Source organism: Pantoea sp. X-Soil-YNGN-775 (genome assembly GCF_059730575.1).
In genome coordinates this window covers 1,739,557-1,757,146 of the sequence record NZ_AP035945.1, presented here as the reverse complement: position 1 = coordinate 1,757,146, position 17,590 = coordinate 1,739,557, and the positions used below count along the sequence as shown (strand labels likewise).

The following is a 17,590-nucleotide window of genomic DNA, read 5'->3' as shown; positions in this document are numbered from 1 at the left end:
TCATGATACTGAATGCGTTTAGCCTGGAAGGGAAAGTGGCGCTGGTGACCGGCTGCAATACCGGTTTAGGACAGGGTATGGCGCTGGGCCTGGCGCAGGCGGGATGCGACATCATCGGCGTCAACCGCGAAGGACCGGACGAGACCCAAAGCAAAGTGGAAGCGCTGGGCCGCCGTTTCTGGCCGATAAAGGCTGACCTGATAAAAACGGAGGTGGTCGGCTCGGTAGTAGAGCAGGCGCTGGCCGCAGCCGGTAAAATCGACATTCTGGTGAATAACGCCGGGATTATCCGCCGCGAAGATGCACTGAACTTCAGCGAGCAGGACTGGGATGATGTGATGAATCTCAACAGCAAGAGCCTGTTCTTTCTGTCACAGCAGGTTGCCCGGCAGTTTATCGCTCAGGGTAACGGCGGAAAAATTATCAATATTGCCTCAATGCTGTCGTTTCAGGGTGGGATCCGCGTGCCCTCTTACACCGCATCAAAAAGCGCGGTGATGGGGCTGACCCGACTGATGGCGAACGAATGGGCGAAGCACAACATTAATGTTAATGCGATCGCCCCCGGTTACATGGCCACCAATAACACCCAACAGTTACGCAGTGATGAAGCGCGCAGTGAAGAGATCCTCGGGCGTATCCCGGCCGGTCGCTGGGGCGCACCCAACGATATGATGGGACCGGTGGTGTTCCTGGCCTCAGCGGCCTCTGATTACGTTAACGGCTTTACGCTGGCGGTGGATGGCGGCTGGCTGGCGCGCTAATTTATCGGGCGGACAGGCCGCAAGGATTGTCCGCTTTTTTTAGCTAAATTCACGCTTCGTTACAGCGTCACATGTTCTCATTCACTGGATAAATCCCTATACTGGATGCATCGACAGTTTTATTTGCAGCCAGGTTCCATCATGACGGCCGAGGGCCATATCATTTTTGCCATTGCGAGTGCTATTTTCGCTAAACGTGCTGAACTTACACCGGTGCTGGCGCAGGCAGACTGGTGGCATCTTGTTCCGTCGGCACTGCTGACCTGCCTGTTGCCCGATATCGATCATCCAAAATCGCTGCTCGGGCAGCGGCTACGCTGGCTCTCCCATCCGATTGCACGGGCGTTTGGCCACCGCGGTTTTACCCACAGTTTACTGGCGGTGGCCGCCGGGCTGTGGCTGTTTCAGCTTAACCTGCCGGCGGAATCGCCGATTCCGCCTGATGTACTGCAGGGACTAACGCTGGGTTATCTCAGCCATATTGTTGCTGACATGCTGACACCTGCAGGCGTACCTCTGTTATGGCCCTGCCGCTGGCGCTTTCGTCTCCCTATTCTGAAAAGTCAGAAAGGTAACCAGCTTGAGCGGGCGTTATGCCTCGGACTGGTCGGTTATGCGCTGTGGTTCCCGGTGGGCATGCCTTCGTTTGGTGCAAACGGCTGGCCCGCTCAGCTGTTTGATACGCTACAAAATGGTGTCGGACGGCTAATTTCCAGCCAGACTGCGCATTAAATCAACAAATTAAGCGATTAAGTTATAAAGCATGCCATTTGGATATAAGGCCTGCACCCTCTCCTGCTGCTACCATTCCCGCAGTCTTAATTCGTGATTAACATTATGCGGTTTTCCCGACGCGGAAAACCGCATTACTCTGGAGTTTCAGTATGGACCTTCCTCTTACGCTTAACCTCGTCGCCTTTGTGGTGCTGCTGGTGTTGCTCTCCCGTTTCAGCCGCAACAACTGGAGCCTGTCGAAGAAAGTGCTGACCGGTCTGGTGATCGGCGTACTGTTCGGCCTGGTGCTGCAGCTGATTTACGGTGAAAACAGCGCGGTGGTTAAAACCTCCATCAGCTGGTTTAACATCGTTGGCAATGGCTACGTGCAGCTGCTGCAGATGGTGGTAATGCCGCTGGTGTTTGTTTCGATTCTGAGTGCGGTTGCCCGCCTGCATAACGCCTCTTCGCTGGGTAAAATCAGCGTACTGACCATCGGCGTGCTGCTGTTTACCACCGCTATCTCGGCGCTGGTTGGGGTGTTCGTCACCGGCCTGTTTGGTCTGAGCGCTGAAGGTCTGGTGCAGGGTGTGCAGGAAACCGCGCGTCTGAGCGCCATTCAGAGCAACTACGTCGGCAAAGTCTCTGACCTGAGTGTGCCGCAGCTGGTGCTGTCCTTTATTCCGAAAAACCCGTTTGCCGATCTGACCGGTGCCAATCCGACCTCGATCATCAGCGTGGTCATCTTTGCTGCCTTCCTTGGTGTGGCCGCGCTGCAGCTGCTGAAAGATGATGAAGTAAAAGGTCAGCGCGTGCTGGTGGCGATCGACACGCTGCAGTCGTGGGTGATGAAGCTGGTTCGTTTAGTGATGAAGCTGACGCCGTACGGTGTGCTGGCCCTGATGACCAAAGTGGTAGCCGGTTCGAATCTGCAGGACATCATCAAACTGGGAAGCTTCGTGGTTGCCTCTTACCTCGGTCTGGCAATTATGTTTGGCGTCCATGCGCTGCTGCTGTCGGTCAACGGGATTAACCCGATGCGTTTCTTCCGCAAAGTGTGGCCGGTGATTACCTTTGCCTTTACCAGCCGCTCCAGCGCCGCCAGTATTCCGCTGAGCGTTGAGACGCAAACCCGTCGCCTCGGCGTGCCAGAGTCGATTGCCAGCTTCTCAGCCTCGTTCGGTGCCACAATCGGCCAGAACGGCTGTGCCGGTCTCTATCCGACCATGCTGGCAGTGATGGTTGCGCCAACCGTTGGCATCAATCCGTTTGACCCGCTGTGGATCGCCACGCTGGTCGGGATTGTCACGCTGAGCTCGGCTGGCGTGGCCGGTGTCGGTGGCGGTGCGACCTTCGCCGCGCTGATTGTACTGCCCGCCATGGGCCTGCCGGTGACGCTGGTAGCGCTGCTGATCTCCATCGAACCGCTGATCGACATGGGCCGTACCGCCCTGAACGTCAATGGCTCCATGACCGCCGGTTCCCTCACCAGCCGCTGGTTAGGTCTGACCGATAAGCGCGTACTGGACAGCGATGAACACGCCGAACTGGCGCACCGTTAATCCCACATCAACCTGGCGCGCCCGCGCCAGGTTTTCTGCTCTTCCCCTTTCTCTCCATAATTTCCCCGCTTGATGGCGACGCCGTTAAGAAAACGTTAAGCAAGGTAAACAGGCGAAAATTCGCCGCTTTAGCGCTTGTCTTTAGTCGCTAAAAGGCCAATTCTGCAGGCAGTCTTATAAGGAGAATGCCCGATGAAAAAAGTTATCGCCTCCCTGCTGGCGTTAACCCTGTTAACCCCGGCTATCGCTTTCGCTCATCCTGGCGGATGGGGTCCACATGGTGGTGCTGGTCCACACTGGGGCGGGCCCGGTCCGGTGCGTTTTTTACCTGAAGCCGCAACAGCGGTGTTGATCGGCGGACTGACCTATTACCTGCTTAACGGCAACTATTATCAGCGCCATGGCGAAGAGTATGTGGTGGTCGAACCGCCTGAAGAGCGCCGGGTCAGCGATGACATGCGGGTGCTGGACTTCAACGGTAAACGCTTTTATGTGCAGCAGGGGCATTACTACCAGCGGCAGATAGATGGCGATTACGTCGAGGTTCCACGGCCGGCAGGCTTATAACAGCTGCAACGAAAAACGGCCCGTCAGATGACGGGCCGTTTATTATTCGATTAGGGCTACTGCAAATGCCTTACTGCTGAACCTGCGGATCGGTATCGTATTCCGCACAGCTCTGGAAGCCGTAGTTCATTACGCGACCGGTATCGTTGTAGCTAACGAAATAGGTCTGTGCTTTGCCGTCACGCTGGCCCAGTACATAAGTCTGGCAGGTGCCACGCGCGTGAACCATGGTGATTTCAGTCGACGGTGTGCCGGCGATCTGACGAACCTGGTCACGGGTCATGCCTTTTTTAACATCCTTCACCACTGGCTTAGTCACGTAGCTTTCAGCGCGGTCGTAAGTCGTACAACCAGACAGGGCAGCCAGCGTCAGCGCCGCAGCGATACATCCCATCACTTTATTCATCTTGTTGTTCCTCATTTATTGTCCATGTGCAGACAAGCCTGGAACATAAATTCAGGTTTATCAAGTTTATGGCGAACTTTTAATGCACTGGCAATCGTCAGGATTTCGTAAAGAAGGCTGTTTTGCTGTCAACGGGCACGTATAATCTGCGCCAAAAAACAGGCCCCTTAGCCAGACTAAAAGCGTCGCCGGGGCGCGGGTTGCCGTCACCGGCTGTTCACGGGATGACGCTGGCATCAGTAACTGCCCGCTAACGCGTTGTCTGCCTTTCATTCACTCATCGCTTCAGATACTGAGGATAAATGACACCTGCACATTCTAACCGGCTGGTTTATGCCATCACGCTGGGCCTGCTGGCCGCACTCGGCCCGCTGTGTATCGACCTTTACCTGCCCGCGCTGCCCCAGCTGGCCCGTGACCTGCAGACTGAAACCGCCACGGCGCAGCTTAGCCTGACCGCCGGACTACTCGGTCTGGGTGCCGGCCAGTTAGTCTTCGGTCCGATGAGTGACAAATTTGGTCGCCTGCGGCCGCTGGCCCTGTCGCTGGTGCTGCTGTTTATCGCCTCAATTGGCTGTGCGCTGGCGCAGGATATTCATCAGCTGCTGCTGGCTCGCCTGTTTGAAGGTTTAGCCGGCGCGGGCGGTGCGGTGTTATCGCGAGCCATCGCCCGTGACATGTACAGCGGTCACGAGCTGACCCGCTTCTTTGCCCTGCTGATGCTGGTAAACGGTCTGGCACCGATTGCCGCTCCGGTACTCGGCGGCGTGCTGATGACGGTGCTTAACTGGCGTGGCATTTTTGTGGTGCTCGCCTGTATTGCGATACTGCTGATTCTGCTGGCGCGCTGGAAACTGCATGAAACTCTGCCCGAGACGCGCCGCAGTAAAGGCTCGATTTTATCCGCCTACGCCGCGCTGGGCCAGGTGATTACCCATCGTCCTTTTATGGGCTTCTGCCTGACTCAGGGCTTTATGATGTCCGGCATGTTTGCCTATATCGGCGCATCGCCGTTCGTGTTGCAACAGCTCTACGGCCTGTCGCCACAGGCGTTTAGCTTCTGCTTTGCGGCTAACGGTGTCGGACTGGTGATCGCGTCCCAGACCAGCGCCCGTCTCTGTCCGCTGTGGGGAGAATATCGGGTGCTGAAAGGCGGACTGACGCTGGCGTTTGTCGCCTCCAGCCTGCTGCTACTGGCCGCACTGACGCAGGCGCCGTTACCGCTGCTGCTGGTAGCGCTGTTCTTTACCATCGCCAGTAACGGGGTAATTGCGACCACCGCTTCATCACTGGCGATGCAGAGCCAGGGCCATCGCGCTGGCAGCGCTTCGGCAGTGATTGGCGTTACCATGTTCACGCTGGGTGCCATCACCGTGCCGATTACCGGTATTGGCGGAACCTCAGTGCTGAGCATGACCGCCACCATTTTTGGCTGCTTTATGCTGGCGATCCTGATGTTCCTGCTGCTGGCAAAAAAACCGCTGCCGCAGGTGAAAACTGTCTGATTTCGCAACGGTTAACTGAAATCCGCTGCCGCTTTGGCTTGTTGTTTTCGCTGAGTCACGTTAGCTTTAATAAAACGTTCGCATCGAGCCGACGGGCCACTGACCTGAGGAGAAGTTCATGTCACTGCAGCAGGAAATCATTGAAGCACTGGGCGTTAAGCCCACTATCGACGCCGATCATGAAGTACGCGTTAGCGTCGATTTTCTTAAGTCCTACCTGAAGCGGCACAGCGGCCTTAAGACGCTGGTGCTGGGGATCAGCGGCGGCCAGGACTCCACCCTGGCGGGTAAACTGGCGCAGCTGGCCATCAGCGAACTGCGCCAGGAGAGCGGCGATAACGACTACACCTTTATCGCGGTGCGCCTGCCCTATGGTGTGCAGGCCGATGAGCAGGATTGTCAGGACGCACTGGCGTTCATTCAGCCCGATCGGTCGCTGGTGGTGAACATCAAAGAGTCGGTGCTCGCCAGTGAGCGGGCGTTGCAGGCGGCCGGCATTACGCTGTCTGACTTCGTGCGCGGCAATGAAAAAGCGCGTGAGCGAATGAAAGCGCAGTACAGCATCGCCGGCATGACCCAGGGCGTGGTGGTCGGCACCGACCATGCAGCTGAAGCGGTCACCGGCTTCTTCACCAAGTATGGCGATGGCGGCACCGACATTAATCCGCTGTTCCGCCTCAACAAACGCCAGGGCAAACAGCTGCTGAAACAGCTTGGCTGTCCGGAGCATCTCTACCTGAAGAAACCGACGGCCGATCTCGAAGACGATCGTCCCGGCCTGCAGGATGAAGTAGCGCTGGGCGTGACCTACGAGATGATTGATGACTATCTGGAAGGTAAAACCATCGATCCTGATAACGCAAAAATCATTGAAGGCTGGTATCTGAAAACCGAGCACAAGCGTCGCCCACCGATTACCGTTTTTGACGACTTCTGGAAGTAACCCTGCCCCTCCCTTGCTGCGGCAAGGGAGGCTCTGCTGCCTTACCCGCTTGAGAGTGACATGCCTGCTGCTGCCCCACGCGCCACCCTGATCGGTCTGATTGCTATTCTGCTCTGGAGTACCACCGTTGGCCTGCTGCGCAGCGTCAGCGAAGCCTTTGGTGCCACCGGCGGCGCTGCACTGATCTATACCACCACCGCCCTGCTGCTGTGTGTTACCCGCGGTCTGCCCAAACCAGGCGCGATGCCCGCCGCCTATTTAGCTATCGGGGGCGCGCTGTTTGTCGGCTATGAAATCTGTCTGGCGCTGGCCATCGGGCTGGCCAGTAATCGCAGCCAGTCGCTGGAGCTGGGGATGATCAACTATCTCTGGCCCTGTCTCACCGTGGTGCTGGCGATCCCGTTTAATCAGCAGCGTTTTCGCCAGTGGCTGTGGCCGGGACTGGCGCTCTCCCTGCTGGGTATTGTCTGGGTAATGAAAGCCAATGGCGGCGGTTCGCCCGCCCAAATGTGGCACAACCTGTTGCGTAACCCGACCGCCTATTCGCTGGCCTTTATCGCCGCCATCACCTGGGCACTCTACAACAATGTCACCCGTCGCTATGCCAGAGGGGCGAATGGGGTCACGCTGTTTTTTATCCTGACCGCGATGGCGCTGTGGCTTAAATACTTCCTGAATGCGCCAGCGGCACCGATGACGTTTAGCCTGGAGCCGCTGCTGCAGGTGTTATTTATCGGGGCGTCGACCGCCATCGCTTATTCAGCGTGGAATCACGGCATTCAGCACGGCAACCTGACGCTACTGGCGACCGCCTCTTACTTCACGCCGGTTTTGTCCGCACTGCTGGCTTCGTTATGGCTGGGTCTGACGCCGCCGCTGGCATTCTGGCAAGGAGTCGCGATGATCACGCTCGGTTCGCTTATCTGCTGGCTGGCGACGCGGCGTCTGTGAGCAGACGGCTGGCGATCATATTTTGAACTACGTTAACCTAATGAATTAGCGAGTCAAAAAACCAGGAAAGTCATGTTTTACGCCGTTTCTCTTCCCTGAGAAACAATATACATAACCGCATATTTCGTTTAGTTATTAGCAATTCTGTTTACTAAATGAACATTTACCTTTAAGTTTATACGGCCATAGAACGGCCATTAACCAAAAGGAATCGGTTATGTACTACAGCAAAGAAGTTATCCGTTATTTGCAGTCGAATAACATCCTCGCTTTAAAGTTCGACCACGCATTAACCGGCGTCGGAAACGCGGTATCAAATCAGCTTGAAACGATTGGCGCAGGCGCCAGACGTGCGCTCTATTACACGTCCTGTTTTACAGATGAGTATAACGATGTTTGCCAGCAACAAAAGACCGAGGATATTCGATTCAGGGATGCCGTTTATAAGGTAATACGCCATGGCGATGTGATCTTTGACATGCTCCGCATCTACTTCGAAGAAGTTTTCAAATACAAAACTTCTGAGCAGTCAGAACAGATAAAACAGTGCCTGATGAATGTGAATGTCCATATCGCCGCTAATTCTCTCACCAGTGCCGGATTTACGTTAGCGGTCGCCAGCAGCGTTCGCATTGGATTAAACATCAACCTTGAAATGAGCACTCTTGCAGGTACGTGGGCTTCCCGTGGTATTGCCGCTATTGGGTTTTATGGCGTTGTGCAGAAAGCTGCGGAGAGTGCTCATCGCCTGCATATTCAATTTCCTGCCTATTATGCTGCGCTTTATGCACAAGGGCTGGAAATGCTTTACTTTCTTATTGAGTCGGTATTCCAAAAGGCGGGCGCTATCGAAGCACAATGGGCATCAAATGACGACATTGTGGGCATCATTAGCCGGATGATCCAATAATCATGATGAAGATTATCAACCGCTTTTTACGGTGGCAGGGGCGTATCTTCTTTTCGGTTTACGGCCCAACCGTACTGACCATTGTTTTTGCCCTGCTTCAGGCTCATTTCTTCCCGGGTAGTCCGGTCTGGCCAATTGGTGTTTTCTTCGTAGCCGTAATGTTTATTTTTTGTCGTTATGTGAAACGCTGAACGTCCCAATATTGAATACACACTGATAAGGAAATTACATGTCTGCTCCCGCACATTTATGGCTTGAAGATGAAAGCGGCTCTCCGGTAATCGGAAGCTGTATGATGCCACTGCGTCTGGGCTCTATCGAGTTAAAGTCCTACTCTCATGGTATAACTATCCCGGTCGATCCGAACTGGGGGAAACTTACAGGAACGCGTCTCCACCGCCCTATCACGATAGTGAAGGAGTTTGATCAAACAACGCCACTGCTTTACAGAGCTGTCTGCGAAGGTCGAACCATGAAAAAGGCGACAATCAGGATGTACCGTATTCTGGAATCAGGCATTGAGGCCGAGTATTTCAATATCATTCTGGAAAACGTCAAGTTCACCACGGTTGCGCCATACCTGTCTCCTGACGGTATCAGTGGGACTCATCTTGAAACGCTCGAATTACGCTATGAGGCGATTACATGGAAATATACAGACGGTAATGTGATCTACCGCGACACATGGAATCAATTAGCTGCATATTGAAATAATAATGCCCGGCATGGGTGCCGGGAAGCGGGTTTGGCTTATTTTAACCAGCACAGCAAATAACACAGAATTACATACCGGAACTCTTTTTACGCCATCAGTAAATACTATTATTTCAGATGCCATTAACATTATCACCCCTGCGCTGCCTCGCCGCATATCCCACTCGGTGGCTTTACCTGCCCACCAGCCGCAATCTTTGTCAGAACACCTTTCTCGTGAGCAGAGGCTCGATACCCAAAACTGGCTGGCCATAAAACGCAAAAAATGACGGCGAGTGATAATGAAGTGCGTGGAAGAGACTGACTCATTATCGTCGTTTAACGCCTGTTTTTCGTACTGCTTTTGAAAGATTCCAGACAACAAGCAGCTAACACAGCTTTTAATCCTGGGGTGGTTAAGGATAGCGGATACCGATTAGATGCTTTCACTATCGTACTCTTTAAAATTATTAAATTTCATATCCTTAGTTCAAAATCCGGGGGTTCGCTATCAACGATCCCGATGTTGATAACGAGATCCGCTGCATTAGCAATAACCATCAGGTCTGCCGGCTGGAACCCTTTCATCTGGCTGGCGATCATTTCACCTGCCTGTTATGCTGTATGGACAACCAGTAAATGGAGTCCATCTTGGTCAGACGTGCTGCAACGCACCGCCTCGAGTTCGACGCGGCTGCAATTTATCAATATCCCGAACACCTGCGCGAGTGGCTGGAAGGCCTGCCCAATCAGCCCGGCGTATATACCTTTCACGGCGAAAGTGATTCGCTGCCGCTCTACATTGGCAAAAGCGTCAACCTGCGCTCGCGGGTAATGTCCCATTTCCGCACGGCGGATGAGGCAAAAATGCTGCGCCAGTCGCGGCGCGTCAGCTGGATCCCGACCGCAGGCGATCTCGGCGCGCTGCTGCTGGAAGCGCAGATGATTAAAACGCAACAGCCGCTGTTTAATAAGCGCCTGCGTAAGAATCGTCAGCTCTGCTCGTTGCAGATCACCGACGGTAAACCGCAGGTGGTTTACGCCAAAGATCTCGACTTCAGCCAGTCACCCAACCTGTTTGGCCTCTATCGCAGCCGCTTTGCCGCGCTGGAACGGCTGAAGCAGCTGGCCGATGAGTATCAGCTCTGCCACGGCCTGCTGGGGCTGGAAGCGCTCAGTGCTCAGCGCGGCTGCTTCCGTTCCGCGCTGCGCCGCTGTGCCGGTGCCTGCTGCGGCAAAGAGCCGGTCAGCGATCATCAGGATCGGTTACTGGAAGCGCTGGAAAATGTGCGGGTCTTTTGCTGGCCGTGGCAGGGTGCGGTCGGGCTGGTTGAAGAAGGCAAACATATGACCCAAATCCACGTCATCGATCACTGGTTTTATCTGGGATCGGTCAGCAGTATGGAGGAGGCGAAGACGTTGCAGCGTACCAAAGGTGGCTTCGATCATGACGGCTACAAGATCCTCTGCCGCCCTATTCTGTCGGGCGATTATCCTATTCTGCCACTGTGATCAAAAAAAACCGCCGACGCTGTCCACTTACTGTCAGTGGACAAGGCCGGCGGTCTCAGACCGTTCGCTTAACGAAAATTATTCAGCGGGTGCGGCTGGCGGTGCCATTTTGTCATCGTGCGGACGTTTCTCTGTCAGACGCTTTTCGAAGTTGGCGTTATATTGCTTCTTCTGCTCGGGTGTCAGCACGTTATACAGTTTGTTCTGGGTTTCCAGCATCTTCAGCGCATGCTCTTTCGCATTGGCGGTCATTTTTTCCGCCTGAGCCTCGGCTTTGCTCTGGTCGAAGCTGTCCGCGGCAACAATGCTGTGCATCGCACGGCGCTCTTCCAGCGACGGACGCTTCATATCTTTGTGGCTCTCTTTCATGATGTCGCGCATCTGGGTTTTCTGCGCGTCGGTCAGGTTCAGACCTTTAAACATCATCTCCATGCCGTGACGCATTGGCGGCTTATGCATTGCTTTTTCACTGCCGGCTGGCGCTGGAGTCAGGTTATCAGCGGCGGCGTGAACAGCGCTGGCCGCGCCAAATGCCAGTGAAGAAGCCAGTAACAGGGAAGTCAGTTTGCGCATAATAGTGTCCTTATTGATTCGGGATTATGACGACAGCACTCTGTCGCGTCTTCGGAAACAAGCATACGACGCTGAACGTCAACTACTCAGAGGCTGAGTAAAGCCGTGAAAGCATAAAAGACAAAAATTCGGCAATCATGAAGAGAATGCGAAGAAAGGCGTGAGGAATTGCAAAAGTTTATGAATTTAAAGCGAATCTGGCAGAAATCATGGAGAGGTGTGCGGAGAGTGTAAGGGTTAAGTCAAAAAAGCGGAAGTAAAACTCCCGCTTATTCCCGGCTGGTGATAAACCACGTCAGAGCGGCAGCGCCTGGGTCTGTTCGCCCTCTTCAATCAGCATTAATCCGGCTCGCAGTCCGGCAGCCACATTGGGGTTGGGGAACAGCACATACTCACGCGCCTGCTGGACGTAATAACGGGTCTCGCCGTCCTCCGCCAGCAGCGTGCCCTGCGGGAACGCGGTGAAGTTCAGCGTTTCCGCTGACATGTGCAGCTGAAAGTTTTCACTCAGTCGGGTAATCTGCTGCGCCACCCGATAGTGACGCGGGGGTGCCAGCGCCTGTGGCAGCGCATCGCCGTACAGCAGTGCCGCCAGCGCCTGTTGCGTGGCGCTGAACTGGCTGAGATCGTTAGCGCCGAACGGTAACGCTTTCCCTAACTCCAGCGTACAACTGGCCGCGCCGAAATGTTCACAGCTGAAATGAGTAAAGGTGCCGCCGGGTGAACGGTGAAACACCAGCGCTTCCAGACCCGCCGCCGCCAGCCAGTCGATAAACTCTGGCGGCCACGGACGCTCGTTGTGCGGCATCACGCCGAAGCGAGGATGATAAGAGCCGCGGATCGCGGTGTGCATATCGAGGTGCCAGCGCGTCTCATCACACTCACCGACCTGCCAGAAGGTTTCCAGCGTCTGTTCCAGCCGCAGCACGCGGCGGGCTTCGTCGCCATCATCAATCTGCTGCCAGCGTCCGCCAAACAGCCGGTTAATGTCGTAGCGGATGTAACGCTTGCCGCTACGCAGCGCAGAAGGATTACCGAGGATCACCAGCATCCGTTGCTGCAGCGGCTTCTCACCGCGCAACAGCGGCGTGATCACCTGATTGAGTATTTCGACCGGCGCGGTTTCATTGCCATGAACGCCGGCGGAGAGCACCAGCGCCTGTTTGACCGGCACCGTCGGTTCCATTAACAGAATACCGTGATACAACCATTGCCAGCGAAGATGCGCCGTTTCACCACTACGCTTATGCGGCGCCTCGCCGGACAGCGTTTGCTGTAAAAAGTCCTGCATCGTTCCTCCTTTTGGCCTGAAGCGAGCGGCAGCCTCTGCTGCCGCGCCCTTCACTGCTGAAATGCGTACACATTTCCTAAGTCTAGCAGCTTAGTCAATTCATCCAGCGCGTCACGTCCTTCGCGCAGCAGCTGAGGATCGACCAGATCGGCCTGAGTCAGGCGATCGCGATAGTGACGATCAACCCACTGGTTAAGGGTGACGAACAGCCGATCGTTCATCATCACCGCCGGATTGACCGCCTGCTGCTCCTGAGGCGTCAGCACCACCCGCAAGCGCAGGCAGGCCGGGCCGCCTCCGTTATACATGCTTTCACGCAGATCAAACACCTTCAATGCCTTCAGCGGACCACCGCTCTCCACCTGTTCGCACAGATAATCCCAGACGCCCGCGTGCTGACGTGACTCTTCCGGCAGCACCAGCAGCATGCTGCCGTCGGGCTGACTCAGTAGCTGGCTGTTGAACAGATAGGTGTTAACCGCATCCTTCACTGATACCCGATTTTCCGGCACTTCCAGCGCCACAAATCCCGGTACCCGCGCCTGTAACTCGGCCAGTAACGCAGGCTGATCGACAAAGGCGTGCTGATGACAGAACAGCATCTGCTGATTGCTGACGGCAATCACATCATTATGAAACACGCCCTGATCGATAACCGCCGGGTTTTGCTGGGCAAACAGCAGATGATCGGGTGAGAGCTGATGCAGTCGCGCCACCGCTTCACTGGCTTCGCGTGTCTGACGGGCCGGATAACGCTGCGGCGCCATCCCTTCGTGGCTGCTGTCGCGACCGTAAACAAACAGCTGCACGCCGCGCTCACCATAATCTCCGCCAAACCGGTTATGGTTGGCCGCGCCTTCATCGCCAAACATCGCGACCTGCGGCAAAGCATCATGCACCGTAAAATGGCGGCTATCGCGGAAAATGGCGCGCAGCAGTAACGCGGTCTCCGGCGCTTCCATCGCCCGATGAAACTTGTTGTTGAGGTTAGCGACGGTCAGATGGACCCGGCCATCACCACTGTCAGCCGACGGCGAGACCGTGGCAGCATTTGCTACCCACATCGCCGAAGCGGAACTGGCGGCCGAGAGTAAACCCGGTGCGGTTTTCCCGGCGCGGGCCAGCACCTGCTCATCGCTGCCGCTGAAGCCTAACTGACGCAGCGCCGCAATATTTGGCCGCTCATGAGGCGGAATGACACCCTGCAGATAGCCCATATCCGCCAGCGCCTTCATCTTCAGCAGGCCCTGCTTCGCCGCCAGACGGGGATTCGACGGCTGCAGCTGATTACGCGTCGAGGCCTCATTACCAAACGACAGACCGGCATAATGGTGAGTTAAACCCACCAGCCCATCAAAGTTCGCTTCTGTTGCTTTCATTTGGCCGTCTCCGCGCCGGCGAAATCAAGCCCCGGCGATAGCGTGGCAGGCAGCGTCAGATCCGGCGTCTCCAGCGAGGCCATCGGCCAGGCACAGTAGTCGGCGGCGTACCAGGCGCTGGCGCGGTGGTTGCCCGATGCTCCAATGCCGCCAAACGGCGCAGTACTGGCCGCCCCGGTCAACGGTTTATTCCAGTTTACGATGCCGGCGCGTGCCTCAAGCAACAGCTGATCAAACTGCTGACGCGACGGTGAAATCAAGCCGCACGACAGGCCGTAGCGCGTCTGGTTGGCCAGCGCAATCGCATCATCGTAATGGTCATAGCGAATCACCCCGAGCAAGGGACCAAACACCTCTTCATCCGCTACGCCTTCGACGCCGGTCAGTTCAATAATGCCCGGCGTCAGCAGTGCGCTGTGGCGATCCGGCCAGCGCATCGCCAGCAGCACCTTGCCGCCCGCCGCGACCCGCTGCTGCCATTCGCCATAAATTTTTTCTGCCGCTGCGGTCGAAATCACGCTGCCCATAAACGGCTGCGGCTCTGCGTTCCAGCGGCCCGGCTGCAAACGACCGGCCACTTCCACCAGCCGCTGTAAAAAAGCATCGCCTGCCGCGCCGCGTTTCACCAGCAGCCGACGGGCACAGGTGCAGCGCTGACCGGCAGTGATAAACGCCGACTGCAGCGCAATGTGTACCGCGGCGTCAATATCAGCCGGATCTTCAACGATCAGCGCATTGTTACCGCCCATCTCCAGCGCCAGCATCTTCTCTGGCTGGCCGGCAAACTGACGGTGCAGCTGATAACCGGTATGCGCGCTGCCGGTAAACAGCAGGCCATCGATCTGGCTATCCGCGGCCAGCGCCTGTCCGGTTTCCCGACCGCCCTGCAGCAGCGCCAGCACACCGGCGGGCAGGCCAGCCGCCAGCCAGAGCTGCACGGTTTTCTCAGCCGTCAGCGGCGTCAGCTCGCTGGGTTTGAACACCACACAGTTACCGGCCAGCAGCGCCGGAACGATATGACCGTTCGGCAGATGTCCAGGGAAATTATAGGGACCAAACACCGCCAGCACGCCGTGAGGACGGTGACGCAGGCTGCTCTCACCTTCCGACTGTTCACCCGTCCGGCTGTGATAGGCCTTAACCGAGATAGCGATTTTATTGATCATCGCGCCGACTTCAGTCAGCGCTTCCCAGCGCGGTTTTCCGGTTTCACGGGCAATGGTTTCCGCCAGCTCAGCCTTGTGCGCCTCCAGCTGCGCGGCAAATTTTTCTACCGTCGCCTGACGCTCGGCAAACGGCCGTTTTGCCCAGCCGGGAAACGCGGCGCGCGCCGCTTCACAGGCGGCACTGACCTGTGCCGGCGAAGCCGCCTGGCCCTGCCACAGGGTTTCACCGCTTACCGGGTCTGATTTGACCAGCGATTCAGCCTCGCCGCTTAGCCAGTCTCCATTAATCAGGTGGGTCATGCTTTTTTCTCCTCGCTGCAGAGCGGCACCACGCGCAGGCTATCGCCCGGCTGGCAATGCAACGCCCGCATCTGTTCATTGGTCAGGTGCACACAGTCGCTGTCAGCCTCGGCCGGAATCAGCGCCACGCGGAACTGGCGATAATTGTTGTTGGCGACCAGGCACAGCGGCGCATCGTGGCGATTTTCGCCCGATTCCGCACAGCGCAGCCGACTCTTGCGTACCGCACGGATCCGATCAATGTCACACTCCAGCGTCGGACCGCCATCAAAAATGTCGACATAGTTGAGGTAGCGAAAACCTTCCGCCTCCAGCACGGCGCGGGCCGGCGCAGTTTTAGGATGCACCTCGCCAATCACCGCCTGCGCTTCTGGTGACAGATAGTGAATATAGAGCGGGTGTTTTGGCATCAGCTCGGCGATAAACGATTTCTGACCGGTGCCGCTCAGGAAGTCGGCTTTGCTGAATTCCATCGAGAAGAAACGGCTGCCGACGCTGTCCCAGAACGGCGAATGGCCGTGCTCATCGCTGACGCCGCGCATCTCAGCCACCACCCGATCCATAAAGCGCTCGCGGAAATTAGCCATAAACAGAAAGCGCGACTTTGACAGCAGATAGCCGTTTTTACCGTCGCGGTAGTCCGGATCAAGGAACAGCGTACACAGCTCACTGCTGCCGGTATGGTCGTTACTCAACGACAGCGTGGGCAGCGCGGCATAAACATTCAGCTCTTTGGATGCATGCACCTGAGTGCCAACCCGGAAGTTATACCAGGGGTCCTGCAGGCCCACCGCCACTTCGATAGCGCAAATCCCGACTGCGCGATTGTCTTCGCTGTCGGCCAGCACAAACACATAGCCCTGCTCGGCGCGCGGTAGCGTATCCTGCCAGGTTTGCAGCGATCGATCGATACGCGCCTGCAAGGTAGCGCTATCAACCGGCAGCGAGGTCAGCCCGCCGCCGGTTTTGCCTGCCAGCGCCAGTAGCTGGCTCAGATCATCGCGTTCAACCGGACGGATTATCATCATGATGCGGACCCTCGTACCAAGCGTTCACAAACCTCGGCGAAGCGTGCCATGCCCAGCTTCACTTCCTGCTCACTGATATTGAGCGCCGGGGCGAAACGCACCACGTTGGCACCGGCGATCAGCACCATCACTCCCATTTCTGCTGCGGCGAGATTGATCTGCTTCGCTTTGCCGGCAAAATCGTCGTTCAGCACCGCACCAATTAGCAGACCCAGTCCGCGAACCTGTTTAAACAGGTGCAGCCGCTGGTTAATCTCGTCAAGCGCGGCGACGATCCACTGGTGTCGCTCGGTCACGCCAGCCATCAGGGCCGGTTGATTAATCAGTTCCATCACTTTACCGGCGACCGCACCAGCCAGCGGATTACCGCCGTAGGTGGTGCCGTGTGTGCCGACGCCCATCACTAACGCCAGATCTTCACGCGTCAGCATCGCCCCGATCGGGAAGCCGCCGCCGAGCGCTTTGGCGCTGGTCAGCACGTCAGGCGTTACGCCGTAGTGCATGTAGGCATAAAGCGAACCGGTGCGACCGACGCCGCTTTGTACTTCGTCAAAAATCAGCACCGCATGATGCTTATCGCACAGCTCACGCAGTCCGCGCAGGAACGCCGGTTCAGCAGGCACCACGCCCCCTTCACCCTGAATCGGTTCAACAATCACTGCACAGGTATCGTCATTAATCAGCGCTGCTGCAGCGGCCAGATCGTTGAAAGGCGCATGCTGAATGTCAGGCGGCAAAGGGGCAAAATCTTTGGAATAGGCCGGTTGTCCTCCAGCGGAAACGGTAAACAGGGTGCGGCCATGGAAGGCGTTATTAAAGGCGACAATGCCGCTTTTAGCCGGACCAAAGCGGTCGTGTGCAACTTTACGCGCCAGTTTCAGCGCGGCTTCATTCGCCTCGGCACCGGAGTTACAAAAGAACACCCGATCAGCGAAGGTGGCATCGATCAGCTGCTTAGCCAGACGCAGAATAGGCTCGTTGGTATAACCGTTGCCGGTGTGCCATAACCGCGCCGCCTGCTCCTGCAACGCCTGCTGTAAGGCCGGATGAGCATGCCCTAATGCATTGACGGCAATGCCACCGGCAAAATCGATGTAATCCTTGCCGTTTTGATCCCAGACGGTTGATCCTTCAGCGCGGACCGGCACAAATGCGGCGGGCGCATAAACCGGCATCATCCATTGATCGAAATCGTGACGCGAAACCTGCAGTGACATAACCCGCTCTCCTGCTTCCCCGACTGGGTAAAGCTTTTGTTTTAAAATTGTTAAAGGATGTTGTGAAGCAGCTCTACTGTAGAGTGCAGGTAGCGTGCCAGCCAAGGAG

Annotated in this window: 20 protein-coding genes; 12 read left to right on the top strand and 8 right to left on the bottom strand. The window is 56.3% G+C overall.

Annotated elements, in window-relative coordinates; genetic code table 11:
- The first annotated feature begins 2 nt into the window (after positions 1–2).
- The 4 genes from kduD (at position 3) to AC6I8I_RS08210 (ending at position 3,607) form a co-directional block, all read left to right on the top strand.
- Positions 3–764, top strand: a complete 762-nt coding sequence (gene kduD / locus AC6I8I_RS08225; RefSeq protein ID WP_497828541.1) for a 2-dehydro-3-deoxy-D-gluconate 5-dehydrogenase KduD — start codon at positions 3–5, stop codon at positions 762–764.
- Positions 765–905: 141 nt separating this feature from the next.
- Positions 906–1,496 carry a metal-dependent hydrolase gene (locus AC6I8I_RS08220; RefSeq protein ID WP_046288366.1) on the top strand — a complete coding sequence of 197 codons (591 nt, stop codon included), beginning with the start codon at positions 906–908 and terminating at the stop codon, positions 1,494–1,496.
- Between the two features lie 152 nt (positions 1,497–1,648).
- Entirely contained in the window at positions 1,649–3,040 is a 1,392-nt protein-coding gene (locus AC6I8I_RS08215; protein WP_031375684.1) for an L-cystine transporter, read from the top strand.
- A gap of 192 nt (positions 3,041–3,232) precedes the next feature.
- Entirely contained in the window at positions 3,233–3,607 is a 375-nt protein-coding gene (locus AC6I8I_RS08210; protein WP_497828540.1) for a DUF6515 family protein, read from the top strand.
- 70 nt (positions 3,608–3,677) lie between these two features.
- Here the strand turns inward: AC6I8I_RS08210 and osmE are convergent, their stop codons facing one another.
- The gene (gene osmE, locus AC6I8I_RS08205; RefSeq protein WP_010245718.1) at positions 3,678–4,013 is read right to left on the bottom strand and encodes an osmotically-inducible lipoprotein OsmE; all 336 of its coding nucleotides are present in this window, start codon (positions 4,011–4,013) and stop codon (positions 3,678–3,680) included.
- Positions 4,014–4,315: 302 nt separating this feature from the next.
- On the opposite strand from osmE, the gene AC6I8I_RS08200 reads away from it, so the two are divergent.
- The 7 genes from AC6I8I_RS08200 to AC6I8I_RS08170 all read left to right on the top strand — a co-directional run bounded on the left by AC6I8I_RS08200 (position 4,316) and on the right by AC6I8I_RS08170 (position 9,305).
- Entirely contained in the window at positions 4,316–5,518 is a 1,203-nt protein-coding gene (locus tag AC6I8I_RS08200) for a multidrug effflux MFS transporter (RefSeq protein WP_497819922.1), read from the top strand.
- Between the two features lie 118 nt (positions 5,519–5,636).
- Positions 5,637–6,461: an NAD(+) synthase gene (gene nadE / locus AC6I8I_RS08195; protein ID WP_312057332.1), complete on the top strand. Its 825-nt coding sequence runs from the start codon at positions 5,637–5,639 to the stop codon at positions 6,459–6,461.
- A gap of 60 nt (positions 6,462–6,521) precedes the next feature.
- A complete protein-coding gene (yddG, locus tag AC6I8I_RS08190) occupies positions 6,522–7,412 on the top strand; it encodes an aromatic amino acid DMT transporter YddG (RefSeq protein WP_497819921.1) in 891 nt (296 codons plus the stop codon).
- A gap of 217 nt (positions 7,413–7,629) precedes the next feature.
- Positions 7,630–8,322, top strand: coding sequence for a hypothetical protein (locus AC6I8I_RS08185; RefSeq protein WP_497819920.1), 693 nt, complete (start codon positions 7,630–7,632; stop codon positions 8,320–8,322).
- A gap of 2 nt (positions 8,323–8,324) precedes the next feature.
- The gene (locus AC6I8I_RS08180; protein ID WP_497828539.1) at positions 8,325–8,513 is read left to right on the top strand and encodes a hypothetical protein; all 189 of its coding nucleotides are present in this window, start codon (positions 8,325–8,327) and stop codon (positions 8,511–8,513) included.
- 38 nt (positions 8,514–8,551) lie between these two features.
- On the top strand, positions 8,552–9,031 hold the full coding sequence (locus tag AC6I8I_RS08175; RefSeq protein ID WP_312057338.1) for an Hcp family type VI secretion system effector: 480 nt from the start codon (positions 8,552–8,554) through the stop codon (positions 9,029–9,031).
- Positions 9,032–9,038: 7 nt separating this feature from the next.
- Complete coding sequence (locus AC6I8I_RS08170) at positions 9,039–9,305, top strand: hypothetical protein (protein WP_497828538.1); 267 nt, start codon at positions 9,039–9,041, stop codon at positions 9,303–9,305.
- Positions 9,306–9,492: 187 nt separating this feature from the next.
- Here the strand turns inward: AC6I8I_RS08170 and AC6I8I_RS08165 are convergent, their stop codons facing one another.
- Positions 9,493–9,618, bottom strand: a complete 126-nt coding sequence (locus AC6I8I_RS08165) for a hypothetical protein (RefSeq protein WP_312057339.1) — start codon at positions 9,616–9,618, stop codon at positions 9,493–9,495.
- A gap of 48 nt (positions 9,619–9,666) precedes the next feature.
- On the opposite strand from AC6I8I_RS08165, the gene cho reads away from it, so the two are divergent.
- Complete coding sequence (cho, locus tag AC6I8I_RS08160; protein ID WP_312057341.1) at positions 9,667–10,527, top strand: excinuclease Cho; 861 nt, start codon at positions 9,667–9,669, stop codon at positions 10,525–10,527.
- A gap of 78 nt (positions 10,528–10,605) precedes the next feature.
- On the opposite strand, the gene spy is transcribed toward cho, so the two are convergent.
- From spy to AC6I8I_RS08130, 6 genes are all read right to left on the bottom strand, one after another.
- Positions 10,606–11,100, bottom strand: coding sequence for an ATP-independent periplasmic protein-refolding chaperone Spy (gene spy / locus AC6I8I_RS08155; RefSeq protein ID WP_312057342.1), 495 nt, complete (start codon positions 11,098–11,100; stop codon positions 10,606–10,608).
- A gap of 295 nt (positions 11,101–11,395) precedes the next feature.
- A complete protein-coding gene (astE, locus tag AC6I8I_RS08150; protein WP_312057343.1) occupies positions 11,396–12,391 on the bottom strand; it encodes a succinylglutamate desuccinylase in 996 nt (331 codons plus the stop codon).
- Between the two features lie 50 nt (positions 12,392–12,441).
- Positions 12,442–13,770 carry an N-succinylarginine dihydrolase gene (gene astB, locus AC6I8I_RS08145; protein WP_312057344.1) on the bottom strand — a complete coding sequence of 443 codons (1,329 nt, stop codon included), beginning with the start codon at positions 13,768–13,770 and terminating at the stop codon, positions 12,442–12,444.
- Positions 13,767–15,236: a succinylglutamate-semialdehyde dehydrogenase gene (gene astD, locus AC6I8I_RS08140; protein ID WP_312756719.1), complete on the bottom strand. Its 1,470-nt coding sequence runs from the start codon at positions 15,234–15,236 to the stop codon at positions 13,767–13,769. The genes astB and astD overlap by 4 nt, the downstream gene beginning before the upstream one ends.
- Complete coding sequence (gene astA, locus AC6I8I_RS08135) at positions 15,233–16,264, bottom strand: arginine N-succinyltransferase (protein ID WP_497828537.1); 1,032 nt, start codon at positions 16,262–16,264, stop codon at positions 15,233–15,235. Before astA ends, astD begins: the two co-directional genes overlap by 4 nt.
- Positions 16,261–17,481 carry an aspartate aminotransferase family protein gene (locus tag AC6I8I_RS08130; protein WP_312057348.1) on the bottom strand — a complete coding sequence of 407 codons (1,221 nt, stop codon included), beginning with the start codon at positions 17,479–17,481 and terminating at the stop codon, positions 16,261–16,263. The genes astA and AC6I8I_RS08130 overlap by 4 nt, the downstream gene beginning before the upstream one ends.
- Positions 17,482–17,590: the final 109 nt, after the last annotated feature.